This window comes from Vibrio kyushuensis (assembly GCF_050337325.1).
In the GTDB taxonomy this organism is placed as follows: Bacteria; Pseudomonadota; Gammaproteobacteria; order Enterobacterales; family Vibrionaceae; genus Vibrio; species Vibrio kyushuensis.
The window spans coordinates 1-17,665 of the sequence record NZ_JAKJSV010000016.1 but is presented as its reverse complement, the minus strand read 5'-3'; the positions used below and the strand labels follow the sequence as shown (position 1 = coordinate 17,665).

The following is a 17,665-nucleotide window of genomic DNA, read 5'->3' as shown; positions in this document are numbered from 1 at the left end:
TATTATTGGTAATTAATAAAATATTCCCCAACTCTGCATTTAAGAATCCCTTCTTCAGAATTGTGGGCTAGGAAATCTTTCCTAACATCTGAAGCACATGATACTGAACTAGGCACATAAAAATAGTAACTGGATCACCTTTTTATGAAAATATGAACGATACTTCACAAGAGAAAATGTATTGGTGATCCATTAGTAATAGTTATCTAAAAATGGATACTGCTTAGTGTACGTTTTTTGTTGAACATACAGATTTTTACATGATTCATTTGAGCTAAGAGAGCGTTTGCGCGTACACTGGATTCAACAAAGGAGGGCGTGTGTTTCCTATCTTACTATTACTATTTATTTTTGTACCGATCATAGAGATTGCTCTATTTATCCAAGTGGGTGATTTCTTTGGCTTATGGCCAACAATCGGCTTAGTTTTACTGACGGCTTTTGTCGGCGCTTCATTGGTTCGTAGCCAAGGTTTGCAGACGTTAAGGTCTGTACAGGGTCGCCTAAATCAAGGTGAAATGCCTGCACAACAAATTTTTGAAGGTGTCATGCTGGCGGTTTCTGGGGTTTTACTACTGACTCCGGGCTTTATGACCGACGCCTTTGGTATGTTAGTTCTACTTCCTGCTCCGAGAGCTGCGATAGCGAAATACCTTATGAGTAAAATGGTGGTTAAGTCTGTCGGTGGGGCTGGCTTTGGTGGTCAGCCATTTGGGCAGAGCCCATTTGAACAGGACCCTTTTCATCGTGACCCGTTTAATTCTGATTCGAACGGCAGCACCTTTGAGGGTGAATACGAAAAGAAAGACGACCAAGACAGAAACAAGCTGAATTAGAACTATTTCAGTTTCTGAGAGTGAAAAAAAGCAGCTAAGGAGCTGCTTTTTTGTTATCTAGTTTATGGCGAAACAGTCAGTGCCATAAAGGCAATATTTACACTGCACCATCAAAACCCATCTGACGCCATGCTTCAAAAGCAATGATAGCGACGGCATTCGACAGATTAAGGCTTCTCGCGTCTGGCATCATTGGAATTCGAATACGCTGATCCATTGGTAAGCTTTCAATCAGATCCGCTGGAAGCCCACGCGTTTCAGGACCAAACAGCAGTACGTCACCTTGGGTATATTTAGCATCGACGTGATGACCTGTTGTTTTAGTGGTGCAGGCGAAAATTCGGAACTGTCCTTCACGTTCATTTTCCAAATATTCCATAAACGCAGCGAAATCTTTGTGACGTTTTACGCGGGCTAAATCGTGATAATCCAAACCAGCGCGACGTACTTTCTTCTCTTCCAGATCAAAGCCGAGTGGCTCGATAAGATGTAGGTTCGCTCCACAATTAGCGCAAAGTCGAATGATGTTCCCAGTGTTCGGGGCTATTTCAGGTTCATAGAGAGCAATATCAAACATACGGAAAGTGTCTGTGTTAAAAGTTTGGGACTAGAGTATAAGGCGGCTTATGGTAGCCGCCAAGCAAGATAATGATTCTCAGTGAAGTGCGGCTAGGAATTTATCGTTCTCGCGACTGCGTAATTTTCACTTACTGCATCCCAATTGATCACATTCCACCACGCTTGAATATACTCAGGCCGTTTATTTCGATAGCTGATGTAATAGGCGTGCTCCCATACATCGAGAGCCAGAATCGGCTCACCCCGTTCAGAAACGACATCCATAAGTGGGTTGTCTTGATTGCTTGTTGAAGTGATTTTTAGTTGTTCGTCTTGAACGATTAACCAAACAAAACCTGAACCGAAGGTGTTGATCGCTGCTTGAGTAAATTGCTCTTGGAAGGCGTCAAATGTACCAAAGGTTGAGATGATGGCTTGAGCCAATGCGCCCGTGGGCTCCCCTTGAGGGTTGGGTGTCATGCAGTGCCAATACAGAATATGATTAAAGTAGCCGCCGCCGTTATTTCTCACCGCAGGAGAGTGTTGAGATACCGAATCAAAAATATCCGTCAGTGTCGCTTGCTCTAGTGATGTTCCTTTTACTGCTGTGATGAATTTATCGTAATAGGTTCGATGATGTCTGCTGTAATGGATTTCCATGGTTTGAGCATCAATATAAGGCTCTAGGGCATCGTAAGCATAAGGTAACTCTGGGAATGTGTGAGACATAGTAATCCTCCTTAATAGAAGGATTACTTTATTGCTAATGATAATCATTTACAACTGCGTTATTTGTGTGGTTTTATCGCTGACAGTCGATTTAAGCACTTAAAGGCAGTTGGACCGTGACTTTCAAGCCTCCAAGCTCACTTCGACTCGCTGAAATGGTGCCGCTATGTTGGCGAATCGCACTCTCTGTAATCGCTAGGCCCAATCCGGCTCCCCCTGAATTTCGATCTCGGGCAGTCGATACACGATAGAAAGGGCGAAATATCTCATTCATTTCATTTTCAGGTACGCCTTCACCGTTGTCTTCAACAATGATCGTGAGATTAGTTTCACTCGCATTCATTGTTACCCGAACTTGGTCTTTACCATAATAGATAGCATTGCGAGTAATGTTCTCAATTGCACTCATCAGCAGCTTTGGATTGCCTGAGATAACTCGCTCGGGAATCGAAGAGAAGCATAAGCTCTTTTCTATCTGTTCGGCTTCAAACTGTGCGTCTTTGAGTAGCTCTTCCCATAAGCTGCTTAATGGTTGTTCTTCACGCTTTAGGTGACTATCCGCTTGCATGCGTGAAAGCTCTAATAGTTCGGCTATCATCTGCTCTAATCGCTGAGCTTCGGTGTCAATCCTGCTCAGTTCTGAGCTTTCTCCCTGCTTTCTAGTCGCGAGTGCGTTAGCCATTCTCAATCTTGTTAATGGCGATCTCAGTTCATGAGATATGTCCGACAGAAGCCTCTGTTGACCTGAGAGCATGCTGTTTACTGCTTCAACCATTTGGTTAAAACTGGTGCCCGCTTGGCGAAATTCTGATGTTCCTTTTTCAAGCTCAGGGTCGACAATAAACTCTCCCCTTGCGACACGTTTTGCCGCTCGCTCAAGCTTTCGTGCTGGTTGACTTAAAGCCCATGCTAACCACAGTAGCAGCGGAGTACTGACCAGCATGACAGCAAACAGTAACTGAAAGGGCTTATCAAACAGTCGCAGTAAGAATGGCGAAGGTTGATCCCATCTCAAACCGACATAAAGCAGCAGGTCACGCTTAGCAAGAGTGATTGGAAGTGGACCTGCCACCATATATTGGCCATAAAGTTTCTGCTTTGGTGTCTCAATGGACTCGATGCTGGTAACAAAGTTTTTCAGTGCTCGAATCTTAAAGTCATGGTGTTTCTTAGTGGTGAGGACATTACCCTCAAGGTCGGTGATAAAAATACGTGGTCGCGAATTTCGATGGGATCCGCGCTGATCTTCAAGATTAAAGATGATCCGCCCAAGGTCGGTATCTTTTCTGTGTCGGTTCTCTATGCTTTCTTTAAGCCTAGCGAGCTTTTGCAGTTGATCACCCGGAACATCTCGGGCTTTTCTTGGATCGAGGTGAGGCAGAGAGAGAACCGCAAGCAGGACCAATAGCATGGTGAACCAAAAAATGGCAAAGATACGGCCATATAGGCTGGTGGCTTTAGGCAGGCGCATCAATCCTCCTCAATCAGCAAATAGCCACGACCTCTTAAGGTCTTAATTCGTGAGCGACCCGATTCTGTATCAGGCAGTTTTTTGCGTAAGTTGGAGACATGCATATCAATGGCTCGGTCAAAAGCGGCAAGACGCTTTCCTAGCACATCAAGGCTTAGCGTTTCTTTAGTGAGCGTGACTCCGGGGTTTTGAATAAAGTGCGTTAATAGGGCAAATTCAGTGGTTGTTAGCTCTAATAGCTGCTCTTGGCAGTACGCCTCTTGTTTTCCGGGATAAACCTTAATATCTAAATACTCGATGCAGTCCGTCATTTTAGGCGCCGCTTGGGTTTGCGTTCGGCGTAATATCGCTTTCATTCTTGCCAGTAGCTCGCGATCACTAAAAGGCTTAGGTAAATAATCATCAGCACCTAGTTCTAGCCCAATGACACGGTCGATCTCTTCGCCTCGGGCGGTGAGCATCAGAACCGGTGTGCTCCATGTTTCACGTAACTTCTTCAAGGTATCCATACCGTTGAGCTTTGGCATCATGACATCCAGCAAAATTAAATCGATATCATCACTGACTTCTGCAAGTCCAGACTCGCCATCGTTGGTTTCCGTCACCGTAAACCCTTCATAGCTTAATACCTCTTTCAATAAGCTGGTGAGTTCGGTGTCATCATCGATTAGTAGGATATGCGCCATAAATGCTTTGCCTCTTTTGAAATTACTGCTGCTATGTGCTTCTTATTTATATTACTGCGAAAAAGGAGTCGCGAAGAGATTAATTTATGCTCTTTACGATCCTTTACGCTTACTAAACGCTCATTTACACCCGAAGTCGTATTCTAAACTCAAGCGCTGCAACGGTAGCGATTTGAACCGAATAGAGATGAAACAATAGAGGGTACGATTATGAACACAACAAAAAAATTAGTTTTGGCTGCGGCGATTCTTCCACTGACGTTCGCAACAGCAAGTGCGTATGCCTTTGGCGGCGATTCACATCATAAAGGTGGTAAAATCGGCAAGTGTTCGGGTGGATTTGACCGAAGCATCGTCCGTCAATTGGATCTGACTGATGAACAAAAAGATCAACTTAAAGAGCTGCGTGAAACGTCTAGAACTGAGATGAAAGCTCACCATCAAGATAATTTCCAAGCTAAGCACGCTGAAATGCAAGCCTATCAACAACAGGTGCAAACATTAGTTTTAGCTGACACTTTTGATGAGGCAGCAGCCAATGAGTTAGCTCAACAGATGGTTGAGAAGCAAACTGAGCGCCGAGTGAATAAGCTTGAGCAACAACAAAAAATGTTAAGCGTACTAACGGATGAGCAAAAAGCTCAATTTGTTGAACTGCAGCAAGAACGTATGAACAAGTGCAGCGATAATATGCAGAAACACATGCAAGAGTCGTAAGTCGCGATTTATTGTGACTATCTAGTCTCGTTTTTGGGCAGCCTATATGGCTGCCTTTTGTTTGATATTTTTTTTATCATTCACGCGTTATACTGAACGCATATTGTTCTAGTTATAAATGTTATATGAAACAAGAATACGCTCGTTTGGTTACCATGGCTGCATGGACTGCAACCGCCGTTGCGACTCTATTATTAGTCGTTAAAGTTGCTATTTGGTGGATTACCGGTTCGGTGAGTTTGCTCGCCTCTGTTATCGATTCAATGCTTGATATTGCCGCATCTGGCGTTAATTTGATGGTGATACGCTACTCTCTCCAACCGGCAGATAAAGAACACACCTTTGGTCACGGTAAGGCGGAATCGTTAGCGGCGCTTGCGCAGGCGATGTTCATTTCAGGCTCTGCGTGTTTTCTTATTCTGAATGGTGTTGAACGTTTTTTCCGTCCGCATGAGCTGACCTCGCCAGAATACGGCGTCTATGTGAGCTTCTTCGCCATGATCGTCACTTTTGCACTAGTCCGGTTCCAAAAGCATGTCGTGAAGAAAACCGGAAGCCAAGCTATCGCCGCAGATTCTCTGCACTATCAAACCGATTTATACATGAACGGCGCGATTATGATTGCACTTGCCCTTAGCTGGTTTGGTGTGACTCAGGCTGATGCTGTTTTTGCTGTTGCTATTGGTATATATATTCTTTATAGCGCTTACCAAATGGTGAGTGAGGCAATTCAAACTTTGTTGGATCGCAAGCTTCCCGATGACGAACTATCAAAGATTCGTGAATGCTGCCTTGAAATCGAGGGGGTGTTGGGTGTCCACCAGTTAAGAACGCGTATGGCAGGGCCAACTCGTTTTATTCAGCTGCACCTTGAGCTTGATGACAATATGATTTTGATAGAAGCACATAGAATCTCTGATGAGGTCGAAGAGAGGTTAATGATAGAGTTTCCCGGTGCAGACGTACTTATTCACCAAGATCCTTTTTCGGTCGTTATGAATGGTGAAAAGTCACAAGTTAAGGATGATTGGTAGTGATTAGCTTAGTAAATATCTAGCGGATATTCGGAGTAACAATGTTGTCATTAATCCGTTCTATCATTGAAGAGCTATAATCAACAAGACTTATAATGTGGACTGCACTTTTTTTGATCTGTGAAAGAAAAACATGATTCTGATGTGAATCAACAAAGCGATCGGTGAAAACTGTAATACTATTACATAAGTAATAAACTTACATAATTCAGTGCAGAAAAATGTAGTATTCCTTTTCGGTAAAGGTAACATACTGCACAGTTTAAAAGGATTTCACGGGTGACGCTTGTATCGTCATCGGTATTAAATTGAAGTTTAATTCCCAAAAAAATTCGAGGGTGAGCATGATTAAGAAGATCGGTGTTTTAACAAGTGGCGGAGACGCTCCTGGTATGAACGCAGCAGTGCGAGGCGTAGTGCGTACAGCATTGTCGGCTGGTATTGAGGTTTACGGTATTTACGACGGCTATCAAGGCCTTGTTGAAGATCGCATTGAAAAACTTGACCGCTCTAGTGTTTCAGATGTTATCAACCGTGGTGGTACTTTCCTAGGTTCTGCTCGTTTTCCTGATTTTAAACATGTAGAAGTTCGCCAGAAAGGCATTGAAAACCTTAAGAAACATGGCATTGAAGCTTTGGTTGTTATTGGTGGAGACGGCTCTTATATGGGCGCGAAGAAGCTAACTGAAATGGGTTACCCATGTATTGGTCTTCCAGGTACAATCGATAACGATATTGCTGGTACTGACTACACGATTGGTTACCTAACGGCACTAAATACGGTGATTGATGCAATTGACCGTCTACGTGACACTTCTTCTTCACACCAACGTATCTCTATTGTTGAAATCATGGGTCGCCACTGTGGTGATTTAACATTGATGTCAGCAATTGCTGGTGGTTGTGAGTACATTATTACCCCTGAAACGGGCCTGGATAAAGATCAACTGATTGGTCAAATTCAGGACGGTATTGCTAAGGGTAAGAAGCATGCAATCATCGCACTTACTGAACTTATGATGGATGCTAATGATCTGGCGAAACAGATTGAAGATGCAACCGGTCGTGAAACTCGCGCAACGGTTCTTGGTCACATCCAGCGTGGTGGTCGTCCAACAGCATTTGACCGTGTATTAGCATCTCGTATGGGTAACTATGCGGTTCACCTTTTAATGGAAGGTGAAGGCGGTCGTTGTGTTGGTATTCAAAAAGAAGAACTAGTACACCACGACATTATCGATGCCATTGAGAACATGAAGCGTCCTGTTCGTAACGACCTATTCAAAGTAGCTGAAGAGTTATTTTAAGCCTTTCCTTATTAGCGAAAGGGCTGTTGTTCAAGATGCACTAGATACAAAATGCAGATAATAAAAATCCAGTTGGGCAACCAACTGGATTTTTTATTTTTGGTACTCTGTTGGTATGCTTTATGAACTAATTGATAGCCATTGAAATTAAGTAGCCAACGATGGTCGCTGTAGTGACACCGATAAATCCGGGTATCAAGAAGCTGTGGTTAAGTACGTATTTACCTATCTGTGTCGTACCAGAGCGGTCAAAAGTAATAGCTGCTAAGTCACTTGGGTAGAATGGGAAGAAGAAATACGCGTAACACGCAGGTAGAACACCGATCAGTACGGGCGCTGGGATGCCCATGGCAAAACCTAGCGGTAACATAATGGTCAGTACAGCGGCTTGGCTCTTTAGGAAAACAGAGACCACAAACATCGCTATAGCAAATGTCCAAGGGTGCGCTGCCACTAAATCACTGACAAGGCTAATTAGGTAAGGCTTGTGATAACCAATGATAGTGTCACTCATCCACGCAATACCGAAGATGATGATCACCGCCGTCATACCCGCAATAAACACATTACTGTGTACGATCTTTTTCGGGTCGACTTTAGTTGTCAGTAAGATGACCGCACCGACAGACAGCATTAGAAACTGAATGGCAACGGACATGTTGACACCGTCTGGTAGTAGCGCGAGATCTTTACCGAACATCGCGACAAAGATAACTGTGGCGATACCCGCTAAGAAGATCCCCAGCCCTTTTTTAGCCTGAGCATTGGTTTTCGGATCATCTGAGTTGTCTACAGTGGCATCAATAAGCTGCGCTTTGAACTCAGGATCTTTGCAGCGTTCGATAAAATCTTGGTCTTTATCTAAGTCTTTACCGCGTTTTAAACTCCATGTACAACCTGCAAGTAAACCGATGAGTGTTGCTGGAATGGTGACGAGCAGAACGTTCACTAAGCTGATATCTAAGTTGTTGTCAGCAGCGGTTGCCATCACAACGGCGGCTGCGGCTGCAATCGGGCTCGCAGTGATGCCCATTTGAGAAGCGACCGTTGCCATCGCCATTGGACGCTCAGGACGAATACCTTTTTTATAGGCGACATCATAAATCACGGGAAGAAGCGGATACACGGAATGGCCTGTCCCGACGAGTACTGTCAGTGAGTAAGTACAGAGTGGGCCGAGAAAAACAATTTGGTTCGGGTGTTTACGTAATAAGCGTTCTGCAAACTTCACTAATAGCTTTAGACCACCAGTAGCCTCTAAGGTCGCAGAGGCGGCAACAACTGCTAGAATGATCAGCATTACGCTGATTGGTGGTGTTCCTGGAGCAATGCCAAATACGAAGGCGAGTACAGATACGCCTAGCCCTCCAAGCAAACCAAACGCTATGCCTCCATGACGGATACCAATAAAGATAACCGACAACAACAGCAGCATATGTACATAGAACATGCTTATACCTCAACCAATTATGTGTGTAGGACAATCCTATACAAAAGTGGTAGGCGTGGATGTGAGCTGATGTGCGTATTGGGCTGCTTGAGTTACGATCCGCTATTTCATTGTTTTCTGTCAAAAAATCGTGCTTCAGTTAATGGGTATTGGATGAAACCGGACAGTAGGTCACATCGATAAACTGGAGCTTTAATTTAATAGTTGGTCGTTACTCCAAGTGTAAGTCGAGTGGCGTTTTACTGCGTTTTCCGGCGACTTCACGAGTGAGGGTCGGGACAAGGTATCCAGATACTTGCTCAATTAAACCGGCCATAATGGCTTTAGCTTTTTCATCGGAGACGTAAAAATGCGCAGCCCCTTGTACTTTGTCTAGAACATGAAGGTAGTAGGGTAGGATGCCCGCTGAGAATAATTCATCACTTAAAGCAACTTGGGTTTCAACACTATCATTAACGCCTTTTAGCAGCACGCTTTGATTGAGCATCGTTACATTGGCATTCTTTAGCATTTTTATAGCGCGAGTGAGTTCAGCATCGATTTCGTTGGCATGATTAATGTGTGTAACCATAACAACTTGTAATCGAGTACGAGCAAGAAGCTGACACAGTTCATCTGTAATTCGAGCTGGGATCACAACGGGCAAACGGCTATGAATACGAAGTCGTTTGATGTGCTTGATGTCGCCAATAGCATCAATCAACCACTCAAGCTCATGATCTTTTGCCATGAGAGGATCACCACCAGACAAAATTACCTCGTTTATCTCTGGGTGATCACTCAGGTAATCTAAGCCTTGTTGCCATACCGATTTATTGCCCTTATTTTCGCTGTAAGGAAAGTGGCGTCTGAAACAGTAGCGGCAATTAATCGCACAACCGCCTTTCACGATGAATAGCGCTCGATTGGTATATTTGTGTAGTAATCCAGGGATGGGGTTATCTTGCTCATCGAGTGGATCAGCAGAGTAGCCTTTGTGTTGCTCAAACTCTTCGCACAATGGTAATACTTGTCTTAATAGCGGATCGTGAGGATTACCTTTTTCCATTCGATTCACAAAACTGAGCGGTACACGCTGCGCAAACAGAGTTTTGGCGTCAAAGCCGTTTTCCCACTCTGAGACATCAATATCAAGCTGTGCGAGCAGCTTTGCTGGGTCTGAGATCGCATTCGCCAGTTGTTTGAGCCAGTTTTGCTCAACAGATGGGGTAATTCGGGTTATGATGTGCGACATTAATTTAAACTCGAAATATAGTAAGAGGAAAAAATGGCTACTGTTAGCACGAATGAATTTAAAGGCGGTCTTAAACTTATGCTTGATAAGGAGCCGTGTGTCATTCTCGAAAACGAGTTAGTGAAACCGGGCAAAGGTCAGGCGTTCAACCGTGTCAAAATCCGTAAATTGCTTTCAGGTAAAGTATTAGAGAAAACCTTTAAGTCAGGTGAAACTGTAGAAGTTGCTGACGTTATGGATGTTGATCTTGATTACCTGTACAACGATGGTGAATTCTATCACTTTATGAACAGTGAGTCTTTCGAGCAAATTGCAGCTGAAGTGAAAGCGGTTGGTGAGAACGCTAAATGGCTTGTAGAAAACGACACTTGTATGATCACGCTTTGGAACGGTAACCCAATCGTTGTTACGCCACCAAACTTTGTTGAGATTGAAGTGACTGAAACAGATCCTGGCCTGAAAGGCGATACTCAAGGTACTGGTGGTAAGCCTGCTACTCTTGCAACAGGCGCAGTGGTTCGTGTTCCGCTTTTCATTTCTATTGGTGAAGTGATTAAAGTAGATACTCGCAGCTCAGAATACGTAGGTCGAGTTAAGTAATTGCAGAGTGTCATCTGACTCTAATGCGAAAAAAAAGGTCACTTATGGTGGCCTTTTTTAGTTTTTGCGTGAATGAAAAGGTTATGACACAATCATCATTACATTGAGCGTAAGCAAATAAAATAATGAAGCAATCAATTCAAATCTGGTTAGACGCCGCAAGACCCAAGACTCTCCCTTTAGCGCTTGTTTCAATCTTAACAGGCAGTGTTCTTGCGTATTCCATTGGGCAATTCTCTATCGCAATTTCTGTGTTGGCATTTGTTACGGCGACCTTACTACAAATATTGTCTAATCTTGCTAATGATTATGGTGATGCGGTTAAAGGGACAGACAACGATGCCCGTCTTGGCCCTGTTCGCGCCATTCAGTCTGGTGCGGTTTCACTAAGCACTATGAAGCAAGCGATGGTCATCAATATAGTTTTAACTATGCTTTCGGGCCTGTGTCTGGTTTTTTATGCACTCGATAGTCTGCAAAGTATCGTGTCTTTCATTGGATTGGGCATACTGGCGATTGTGGCTGCGATTGCCTATACCGTTGGCAATAAGCCGTATGGTTATGTCGGGCTTGGTGATATTTCGGTCTTTATCTTCTTTGGTCTACTCGGCGTAGCAGGAACCTTTTTTCTACATACCGGTTTTGTCGAAACTGCGTTGATACTGCCTGCTGTAGGCTGCGGTCTATTCGCAGTGGCAGTTTTGAATGTCAATAACATGCGCGATATAGAGAATGATCAGGCGTGTGGAAAGAGAACCGTCGCGGTTCGTTTAGGGCAAAACAAATCAAAGCAATACCATACGTTATTACTGGTGACGGCATTGGTGATGTTTGCGAGCTATTTGGTGCTTCAACCTGCCCCTATCATTCTTAGTCTGCCGTTCATCTTGAGTTTGGTTATTGTCTATAAGCATGGGAAAGCCGTTTGGCAAGCAACACAACCCGCTCAAATAGCCCCTATGATGCCCATTGTGGTTAAGTGTGCTTTGCTGACGAATCTACTCTTTACGGGCATTGTGATAGCGCAAACTCTAGTCAGTTAATTGAGCCTTATCATTGCATTGACTTATTGACCCTATATACTCGATAGAGATGACTATCAGTATGGATAAATACTATGGAATACAATACTTCTGCTCTTTGCGATATCTACTTAGATCAAGTTGATGTCGTTGAACCACTTTTTAGTAACTTTGGTGGCAGCGCATCATTTGCTGGACAAGTTACCACAATCAAGTGCTTTGAAGATAACAGCCTCATTCGAGACGTCTTAGAGCAAGATGGGGTAGGAAGAGTATTACTCATTGATGGTGGTGGCTCACTTCGCCGCGCACTAATTGATGCTGAACTGGCTACACTAGCAGAAGAGAGCGAGTGGGAAGGTATTGTCGTCTATGGTTGTGTTCGTGAAGTTGATGAACTAGAAGATATGAGCATTGGTATTCAAGCGCTCGCGTCTATACCTGTTGGTGCTGTAGGTAATGGTGTTGGTGAGCTCGACGTAGCCGTAAACTTCGGCAGCGTTACCTTTATGCCAGAGGATTTTCTCTATGCGGATAACACCGGTATTATTATCTCTCAAGAGCCATTAGATATTGAGCTTGAGATTGAAGAAGACGATGAAGTGATCGATTAATTTTCGATACCATCAGAAAATATTAAGAAGCCGAGACTCATTGAGTGTCGGCTTTTTTCATTCTTCCAGTCGAGGGCGTTAATGTTGTGGATTATTTATGATCGGCTCTTAGGTATATGAGCTAGAGGCAATGAATCCGGCGAAGCCTAAGTGCGTATAAATAGCTACACACACCGGAAATGATATTCCCCACAGCAATGCCAATGAACAATCCTTCAACGTCGTATAGGATGCTTCCTAGCCATGCGATCGGCAAGGTAAAGAGAAACAGTCTCATGATACTCCATTGAAAAGCCTGCATCGGTTTATGCAGCGCGTTCAGCCCAGCGATAAGCATCATTGTCACGCCTTGAAAACCATAGCTAAAAGGCACGACAAGCAAGTAGTGCCAAAGAAGGTCTCGCACCGATTGCTCTTGTGAGAAAAGACGGGCTAATGGGATGCTCAGTGGCACCATCATGACAAAAATTATCAGCTGAAAGACGATGGCAAACCGCATACTGATGAACAGTGCGCTAAAACTACGTTGGCTATTATCTGCTCCGAGGTTTTGTGCCATAAAAGGGGTCAACACTGACGTGAGCGCCATCAAGACTAAAATAAGTAAAGACTCGATCCGTTGTGCGGCCCCAAATGCAGCAACTGCGACGGTACCATGTGAGGCGAGTAATACCATCAGGATTGCGCCAGCTAATGGAACCATGGCATTAGAGAGAGCGGCTGGCGTGCCAATTTTAAGAATCTGTGTCCAATCGCTGTATATTCGAGAAAAATTAGGGAATGCGATGAGTTTCTCTCGTTTGGTCAAAACATAGAGCGAACCGATTAAAGCCCCAAACCAACTCAGCGCGCTAGATATTGCAGCCCCTTGAATACCAAGCTCAGGGAAAGGGCCGATACCAAAAATAAGCAGAGGATCGAGAACACCGTTAATGAGCCCTGCGAGCATCATGATCTTCGCTGGTGTTTTTGTATCGCCTGTTGCGCGAATAGCGCTATTGCCAGCCATTGGAATAACAAGAAGTGGAATAGCTAAGTACCAAACGCTCATGTATTCATGAATAAGTGGGAATAAGTTAGGTTTAGCACCAAGTAGTGAAAATAGGGGATTGATAGTTAGTAAGCCGATTAACGAGGCAAATGAGACTAGCAATAACGCTAACATTAATCCGTGGGTTGAAAAGTGCGCCGCTTGTTTTGCATGACCTTTTCCGAGTAATCGAGCTAGGGTCGTCGAGATACCAATACCGATGCCCATGGTGATGCAGTTAATCGCAAACGTAATGGGGAAGGTAAAGCTAATGGCAGCTAGTGCATCGGTGCCAAGCAGAGAGATAAAAAACGTATCAACTAAATTGAACATTAAAATGGCAATCATGCCAAATGTCATTGGAATGGTCATTTGACGAAGCACATTTGGAATGGGCGCTGTTAAAAGGCCGTGTTTGTCGTGCATCATCCATACGCTATATTTTCAAAACGCTAGGATACAAGATATAAACGCTATTGGGAATGTGCGGGTAATAGCAATCTGGATTGATGTGATTTGGATAAAAAAAGGGTCCGCCTATGCGAACCCTTATCGATAATTAGATGATTGATCTAATTAAGCTTTAGCTTCTGCAGCTGCTTTAGCGATAGCTGCAAAGCTTTTCGCGTCTAGAGCTGCGCCGCCAACTAGAGCACCATCGATGTCTGGTTGTGCGAAGTAAGCTGCTGCGTTGTCAGGCTTAACAGAACCGCCGTATTGGATTACAACGTTCTTAGCAACTTCTGCAGATTTCTCAGCAATGTGAGCACGGATTTGAGCGTGGATGCGTTGTGCATCGTCAGCTGTTGCAGCTTTACCAGTACCGATAGCCCAGATTGGTTCGTAAGCGATAATAGCGCCTTCAAGAGCTTCAACGCCTTGAGTGTTGATCACAGCGTCAAGTTGACGTGCACATACTGCAACCGTTTCACCAGCTTCGTTTTGAGCTTCAGATTCACCGATACAAAGAACAGGAGTTAGACCATTCTCTTTTAGGAATGCGAATTTCTTAGCAACAAACTCGTCTGATTCAGCGTGGTATTCACGACGCTCAGAGTGACCGATGATGATGTGAGAAGCACCAAATTCTTTCAGCATAGCTGGAGACATGTCGCCAGTGAATGCACCGCTGTTGTTTAGGTCAGAGTTTTGAGCACCTAGGATGATTGCGCTGCCTGCTTCAGTAAGCGTGCGCTCTGCTAGGTCAACAAAAAGAGCAGGTGGAGCTACTGCAACGTCTACGCCAGTTACGCCTTCAAGTTCAGCGTTAAGGCCGTTAAGTAGGTCAACAACCATTTCTTTGCTGCCGTTTAGTTTCCAGTTACCCATAACTACAGGATGACGCATAAGAATATCTCCATATTTGAATGTAAAAAGCTAATTAATGTAAAAAATAAACGCGATTGCGTAAGAATATAACAGATTAATACCATCAAATCATGACTCGGGTCATGAGTTTATTTAATGGTAAGAGTTCTTGATAAGTGATCCAGTAAGCAGAATGATAGTGATTATCTCGGAATTTGCTAAGTTAATTGGTATTAGTGTTGAGAATTCACTGTGATAAATGAAGACCTTACCTCATAGAAAGGGAACCCAATGCCAAATCTTGTTATGGAATATTCAAATTCAATCGATCAGCGCGTTAACGTGCAAGGGCTATTAGAAGACTTACACGATGTTGCGCTGAAGAGTAGTCTGTTCGATCCTGACTCTGTTAAATCAAGAGCATTGCGCTGTCATCATTGGCTTATTGGAGAGGAAGGAGATAGCGTTGATTTTATTCACGTGGGGTTTGAGTTATTAGATGGTCGGAGCGAAGAGCAAAAAAGAGAGCTTTCACGTCAATTAATGACGGTACTTCAACAGCAGGCAAGTCAGGTAAGAAGTTTAACGGTAAATATACGAGATATGGATAAAGCGTGTTTTCAGAAGACGGTGAATCGATAATGAAAGTTCGTTAAACTAATTAGATAGCGTTTTGAGTATATTTTTTAGTTGGTAATTTTTAAGGTAATGAGATGTTGATAAAACAGCTACTGTTTTCATTTGAAGGGCGAGTCGCAAGAAAAACGTATTGGATTTGGAACGCACTTTATTATGCGGTTATTGTCGGTTTCGCTATGGGGTCTAATGTTCTATTCCCTGCGATGGCGCATATTATTCTTCCGGTATTTTTATTGATTGTTCTCATCCCTGATTTAGCAATCACGTCTAAGCGTTGGCATGATCGTGGAAAATCGAGTTGGTGGTTATTGCTTAACGTTCCACTGGTCTTTGGTCGTATGGCGGTTCCAGTGGGAGACCCTACCGGTATTGCACAAACGACAACACTTGAGATGCTAACGTCAGTGGCTGCTCTGATTTGTGGAACTTGGATTTTAATTGAATGTGGCTTTATGAAAGGTGAAGCGAAAACGAACCAGTATGGCCCGGAGTTAAAATAAAATCATTTGGAGGCTCGGATTTAGAGTTTGAGCCTCTAGCTGTTTATGATTTAACTGCGTAGAGTTCAATTCAAATTGCTATTTACGTAATAACACTTCTTCGACCGCATGATCTTGGCCTTTCTTTAAAATAAGCTGAGCTCTGTGCTTAGTTGGTAAGATGTTCTCTGCTAGGTTTTGGCCATTAATCGATTGCCAAATTCCTTTCGCTTTCTCGTTAGCTTCGGCTTCTGTTAGCAATGTGTAGTGACTAAAGTAAGAGCCGGGTTTTTTAAAAGCGCCTTGTCTAAATTCCAGAAACCGTTCCACATACCACTTTTCAATCACTTCAGTTTCCGCATCCACGTAAATTGAAAAGTCGAGAAAGTCAGAGATGAAGGTACTCACAGGCTTTGAGGGGTAGTCTAAACCACTTTGTAATACATTTAGCCCTTCAATGATGATGACATCAGGCTTGTCGATAAGCTTTACTTCATCGGTAATGTCATAAGTAATATGGGAATAGACAGGAACTTGAACGTTAGCAACACCCGCTTTGACATCCGTTAGAAACTGCACCAATCGCTTAGTATCGTACGATTCAGGAAACCCTTTACGGTGCATGATGCCACGCTTATCGAGTTCGCTTTTTGAAAACAAAAAACCATCGGTTGTCACTAGCTCTACTTTTGGGTGGTTTTCCCAACGAGAAAGTAAGGTGCGAATGATACGCGCGGTAGTACTTTTTCCAACCGCGACGCTTCCGGCTATACCAATAATGAAAGGTGGCGGTGTATCGTTACTATCGAGAAATTTGTGTAACACCGAGTTGCGACTTTGGCGAGCCTCGATATACAGGTTAAGCAGCCGACTAAGAGGTAGGTAGATATCAACGGCTTCTTTCATTGAAAGGCGTTCGTTGACCCCTCTGAGTTCTTGGATATCAGACTCTGACAGTGTCATTGGCACAGCGTTACGAAGCTCTGCCCATTTTGCACGATCAAAAGATATATAAGGACTCATAAGTTCTCACTAACAATTTAATAACGAAATAGAATTGCGAACATACAACAAGCGTTAAGCAATGCAAATAATAAAGACGCAGAACCGTCTAAAAAACGCAAACTTGGGTGAAAAAAACATCAAACAATTCCAATCATGTAAAAAAAGCGTTTTTTTTCAAATTTACTATTGCAAGGTCGAATATCATTCAATAGAATGCGCACCACTTATGCCGACTTAGCTCAGTAGGTAGAGCAACTGACTTGTAATCAGTAGGTCACCAGTTCGATTCCGGTAGTCGGCACCATTCTTTCCTGTTTCATGTTAAATGAAGCACTAGTAGTAAGAATGGATTAAAAATTTGGAGGGGTTCCCGAGTGGCCAAAGGGAGCAGACTGTAAATCTGCCGGCACTGCCTTCGATGGTTCGAATCCGTCCCCCTCCACCATATTCTAAAGAAAATAGCACCCTGAGTATTATGTTGCGTGCATCGTATAATGGCTATTACCTCAGCCTTCCAAGCTGATGATGCGGGTTCGATTCCCGCTGCACGCTCCAACTCAATAAGCGTTATTTCCTTTTGATACTTCCTTTTAACTAAACTACGTTTAGCTTTAAGAGCAAGTTTATTACCAATTTGTTTTGGTTACGTGGTCATTAAAGCCACTTTAATCTGTACCTAGAGGGACACATCATGTCTAAAGAAAAATTTGAACGTACGAAACCGCACGTAAACGTTGGTACTATCGGCCACGTTGACCACGGTAAAACAACTCTAACTGCTGCTATCTGTACTACTTTGTCAAAAGTATACGGCGGTGAAGCGAAAGACTTCGCATCAATCGATAATGCTCCAGAAGAGCGTGAGCGCGGTATCACAATCGCAACTTCACACGTTGAGTACGATACTCCAGAGCGTCACTACGCACACGTAGATTGCCCAGGACAC

At 43.6% G+C, this 17,665-nt stretch carries 19 protein-coding genes and 3 tRNA genes; 13 read left to right on the top strand and 9 right to left on the bottom strand.

The window, feature by feature from the left end:
- Positions 1 to 320: 320 nt before the first annotated feature.
- Positions 321 to 836, top strand: coding sequence for an FxsA family protein (locus tag L4D20_RS22990; RefSeq protein ID WP_428803912.1), 516 nt, complete (start codon positions 321 to 323; stop codon positions 834 to 836).
- Positions 837 to 933: 97 nt separating this feature from the next.
- Here L4D20_RS22990 and trmL read toward each other — a convergent pair whose 3' ends face one another.
- The 4 genes from trmL to L4D20_RS22970 all read right to left on the bottom strand — a co-directional run bounded on the left by trmL (position 934) and on the right by L4D20_RS22970 (position 4,280).
- Positions 934 to 1,413 carry a tRNA (uridine(34)/cytosine(34)/5-carboxymethylaminomethyluridine(34)-2'-O)-methyltransferase TrmL gene (gene trmL, locus L4D20_RS22985; RefSeq protein ID WP_428803911.1) on the bottom strand — a complete coding sequence of 160 codons (480 nt, stop codon included), beginning with the start codon at positions 1,411 to 1,413 and terminating at the stop codon, positions 934 to 936.
- Between the two features lie 92 nt (positions 1,414 to 1,505).
- Positions 1,506 to 2,123: a superoxide dismutase gene (locus L4D20_RS22980; RefSeq protein WP_428803910.1), complete on the bottom strand. Its 618-nt coding sequence runs from the start codon at positions 2,121 to 2,123 to the stop codon at positions 1,506 to 1,508.
- Positions 2,124 to 2,214: 91 nt separating this feature from the next.
- Positions 2,215 to 3,594 (bottom strand): envelope stress sensor histidine kinase CpxA, encoded by a 1,380-nt coding sequence (gene cpxA, locus L4D20_RS22975; protein WP_428803909.1) that lies wholly within the window; start codon positions 3,592 to 3,594, stop codon positions 2,215 to 2,217.
- Positions 3,594 to 4,280, bottom strand: a complete 687-nt coding sequence (locus tag L4D20_RS22970; RefSeq protein ID WP_428803908.1) for a response regulator — start codon at positions 4,278 to 4,280, stop codon at positions 3,594 to 3,596. Before L4D20_RS22970 ends, cpxA begins: the two co-directional genes overlap by 1 nt.
- Positions 4,281 to 4,490: 210 nt before the next feature.
- Between L4D20_RS22970 and L4D20_RS22965 the strand changes: the two genes are divergently transcribed.
- The 3 genes from L4D20_RS22965 (at position 4,491) to pfkA (ending at position 7,338) form a co-directional block, all read left to right on the top strand.
- The gene (locus tag L4D20_RS22965) at positions 4,491 to 4,997 is read left to right on the top strand and encodes a CpxP family protein (RefSeq protein ID WP_428803907.1); all 507 of its coding nucleotides are present in this window, start codon (positions 4,491 to 4,493) and stop codon (positions 4,995 to 4,997) included.
- A gap of 125 nt (positions 4,998 to 5,122) precedes the next feature.
- Positions 5,123 to 6,031, top strand: coding sequence for a CDF family cation-efflux transporter FieF (gene fieF, locus L4D20_RS22960; RefSeq protein ID WP_428803906.1), 909 nt, complete (start codon positions 5,123 to 5,125; stop codon positions 6,029 to 6,031).
- Between the two features lie 344 nt (positions 6,032 to 6,375).
- Positions 6,376 to 7,338, top strand: a complete 963-nt coding sequence (gene pfkA, locus L4D20_RS22955) for a 6-phosphofructokinase (protein WP_428803905.1) — start codon at positions 6,376 to 6,378, stop codon at positions 7,336 to 7,338.
- 127 nt (positions 7,339 to 7,465) lie between these two features.
- On the opposite strand, the gene L4D20_RS22950 is transcribed toward pfkA, so the two are convergent.
- Both L4D20_RS22950 and epmB read right to left on the bottom strand, forming a co-directional pair.
- Positions 7,466 to 8,788 carry an anaerobic C4-dicarboxylate transporter gene (locus L4D20_RS22950; RefSeq protein WP_428803904.1) on the bottom strand — a complete coding sequence of 441 codons (1,323 nt, stop codon included), beginning with the start codon at positions 8,786 to 8,788 and terminating at the stop codon, positions 7,466 to 7,468.
- Between the two features lie 211 nt (positions 8,789 to 8,999).
- Positions 9,000 to 10,022, bottom strand: a complete 1,023-nt coding sequence (gene epmB, locus L4D20_RS22945) for an EF-P beta-lysylation protein EpmB (protein ID WP_428803903.1) — start codon at positions 10,020 to 10,022, stop codon at positions 9,000 to 9,002.
- A gap of 33 nt (positions 10,023 to 10,055) precedes the next feature.
- Between epmB and efp the strand changes: the two genes are divergently transcribed.
- The 3 genes from efp to rraA all read left to right on the top strand — a co-directional run bounded on the left by efp (position 10,056) and on the right by rraA (position 12,258).
- A complete protein-coding gene (gene efp / locus L4D20_RS22940; protein ID WP_428803902.1) occupies positions 10,056 to 10,622 on the top strand; it encodes an elongation factor P in 567 nt (188 codons plus the stop codon).
- Between the two features lie 125 nt (positions 10,623 to 10,747).
- Positions 10,748 to 11,665: a 1,4-dihydroxy-2-naphthoate polyprenyltransferase gene (locus L4D20_RS22935; protein ID WP_428803901.1), complete on the top strand. Its 918-nt coding sequence runs from the start codon at positions 10,748 to 10,750 to the stop codon at positions 11,663 to 11,665.
- Between the two features lie 74 nt (positions 11,666 to 11,739).
- Positions 11,740 to 12,258 (top strand): ribonuclease E activity regulator RraA, encoded by a 519-nt coding sequence (rraA, locus tag L4D20_RS22930; RefSeq protein ID WP_428803900.1) that lies wholly within the window; start codon positions 11,740 to 11,742, stop codon positions 12,256 to 12,258.
- 121 nt (positions 12,259 to 12,379) lie between these two features.
- Here the strand turns inward: rraA and L4D20_RS22925 are convergent, their stop codons facing one another.
- Together L4D20_RS22925 and tpiA are read right to left on the bottom strand one after the other, a co-directional pair.
- Positions 12,380 to 13,714, bottom strand: coding sequence for an MATE family efflux transporter (locus L4D20_RS22925; protein WP_428803947.1), 1,335 nt, complete (start codon positions 13,712 to 13,714; stop codon positions 12,380 to 12,382).
- A gap of 150 nt (positions 13,715 to 13,864) precedes the next feature.
- The gene (gene tpiA, locus L4D20_RS22920) at positions 13,865 to 14,635 is read right to left on the bottom strand and encodes a triose-phosphate isomerase (protein ID WP_428803899.1); all 771 of its coding nucleotides are present in this window, start codon (positions 14,633 to 14,635) and stop codon (positions 13,865 to 13,867) included.
- A gap of 252 nt (positions 14,636 to 14,887) precedes the next feature.
- Here tpiA and L4D20_RS22915 point away from each other — a divergent pair, with 252 nt between their 5' ends.
- Both L4D20_RS22915 and L4D20_RS22910 read left to right on the top strand, forming a co-directional pair.
- Positions 14,888 to 15,238 (top strand): 5-carboxymethyl-2-hydroxymuconate Delta-isomerase, encoded by a 351-nt coding sequence (locus L4D20_RS22915; RefSeq protein ID WP_428803898.1) that lies wholly within the window; start codon positions 14,888 to 14,890, stop codon positions 15,236 to 15,238.
- Positions 15,239 to 15,309: 71 nt separating this feature from the next.
- Positions 15,310 to 15,735 (top strand): DUF805 domain-containing protein, encoded by a 426-nt coding sequence (locus L4D20_RS22910; RefSeq protein ID WP_428803897.1) that lies wholly within the window; start codon positions 15,310 to 15,312, stop codon positions 15,733 to 15,735.
- 78 nt (positions 15,736 to 15,813) lie between these two features.
- On the opposite strand, the gene coaA is transcribed toward L4D20_RS22910, so the two are convergent.
- Positions 15,814 to 16,737 (bottom strand): type I pantothenate kinase, encoded by a 924-nt coding sequence (coaA, locus tag L4D20_RS22905; protein WP_428803896.1) that lies wholly within the window; start codon positions 16,735 to 16,737, stop codon positions 15,814 to 15,816.
- 210 nt (positions 16,738 to 16,947) lie between these two features.
- Between coaA and L4D20_RS22900 the strand changes: the two genes are divergently transcribed.
- From L4D20_RS22900 to L4D20_RS22885, 4 genes are all read left to right on the top strand, one after another.
- Positions 16,948 to 17,023, top strand: a tRNA-Thr gene (locus L4D20_RS22900).
- A gap of 56 nt (positions 17,024 to 17,079) precedes the next feature.
- Positions 17,080 to 17,164: transfer RNA gene (locus L4D20_RS22895), tRNA-Tyr, on the top strand.
- Between the two features lie 35 nt (positions 17,165 to 17,199).
- A tRNA-Gly gene (locus tag L4D20_RS22890) sits at positions 17,200 to 17,274 on the top strand.
- 136 nt (positions 17,275 to 17,410) lie between these two features.
- On the top strand, positions 17,411 to 17,665 hold a 255-nt coding region (locus L4D20_RS22885), incomplete at its 3' end, for a GTP-binding protein (protein WP_428803895.1).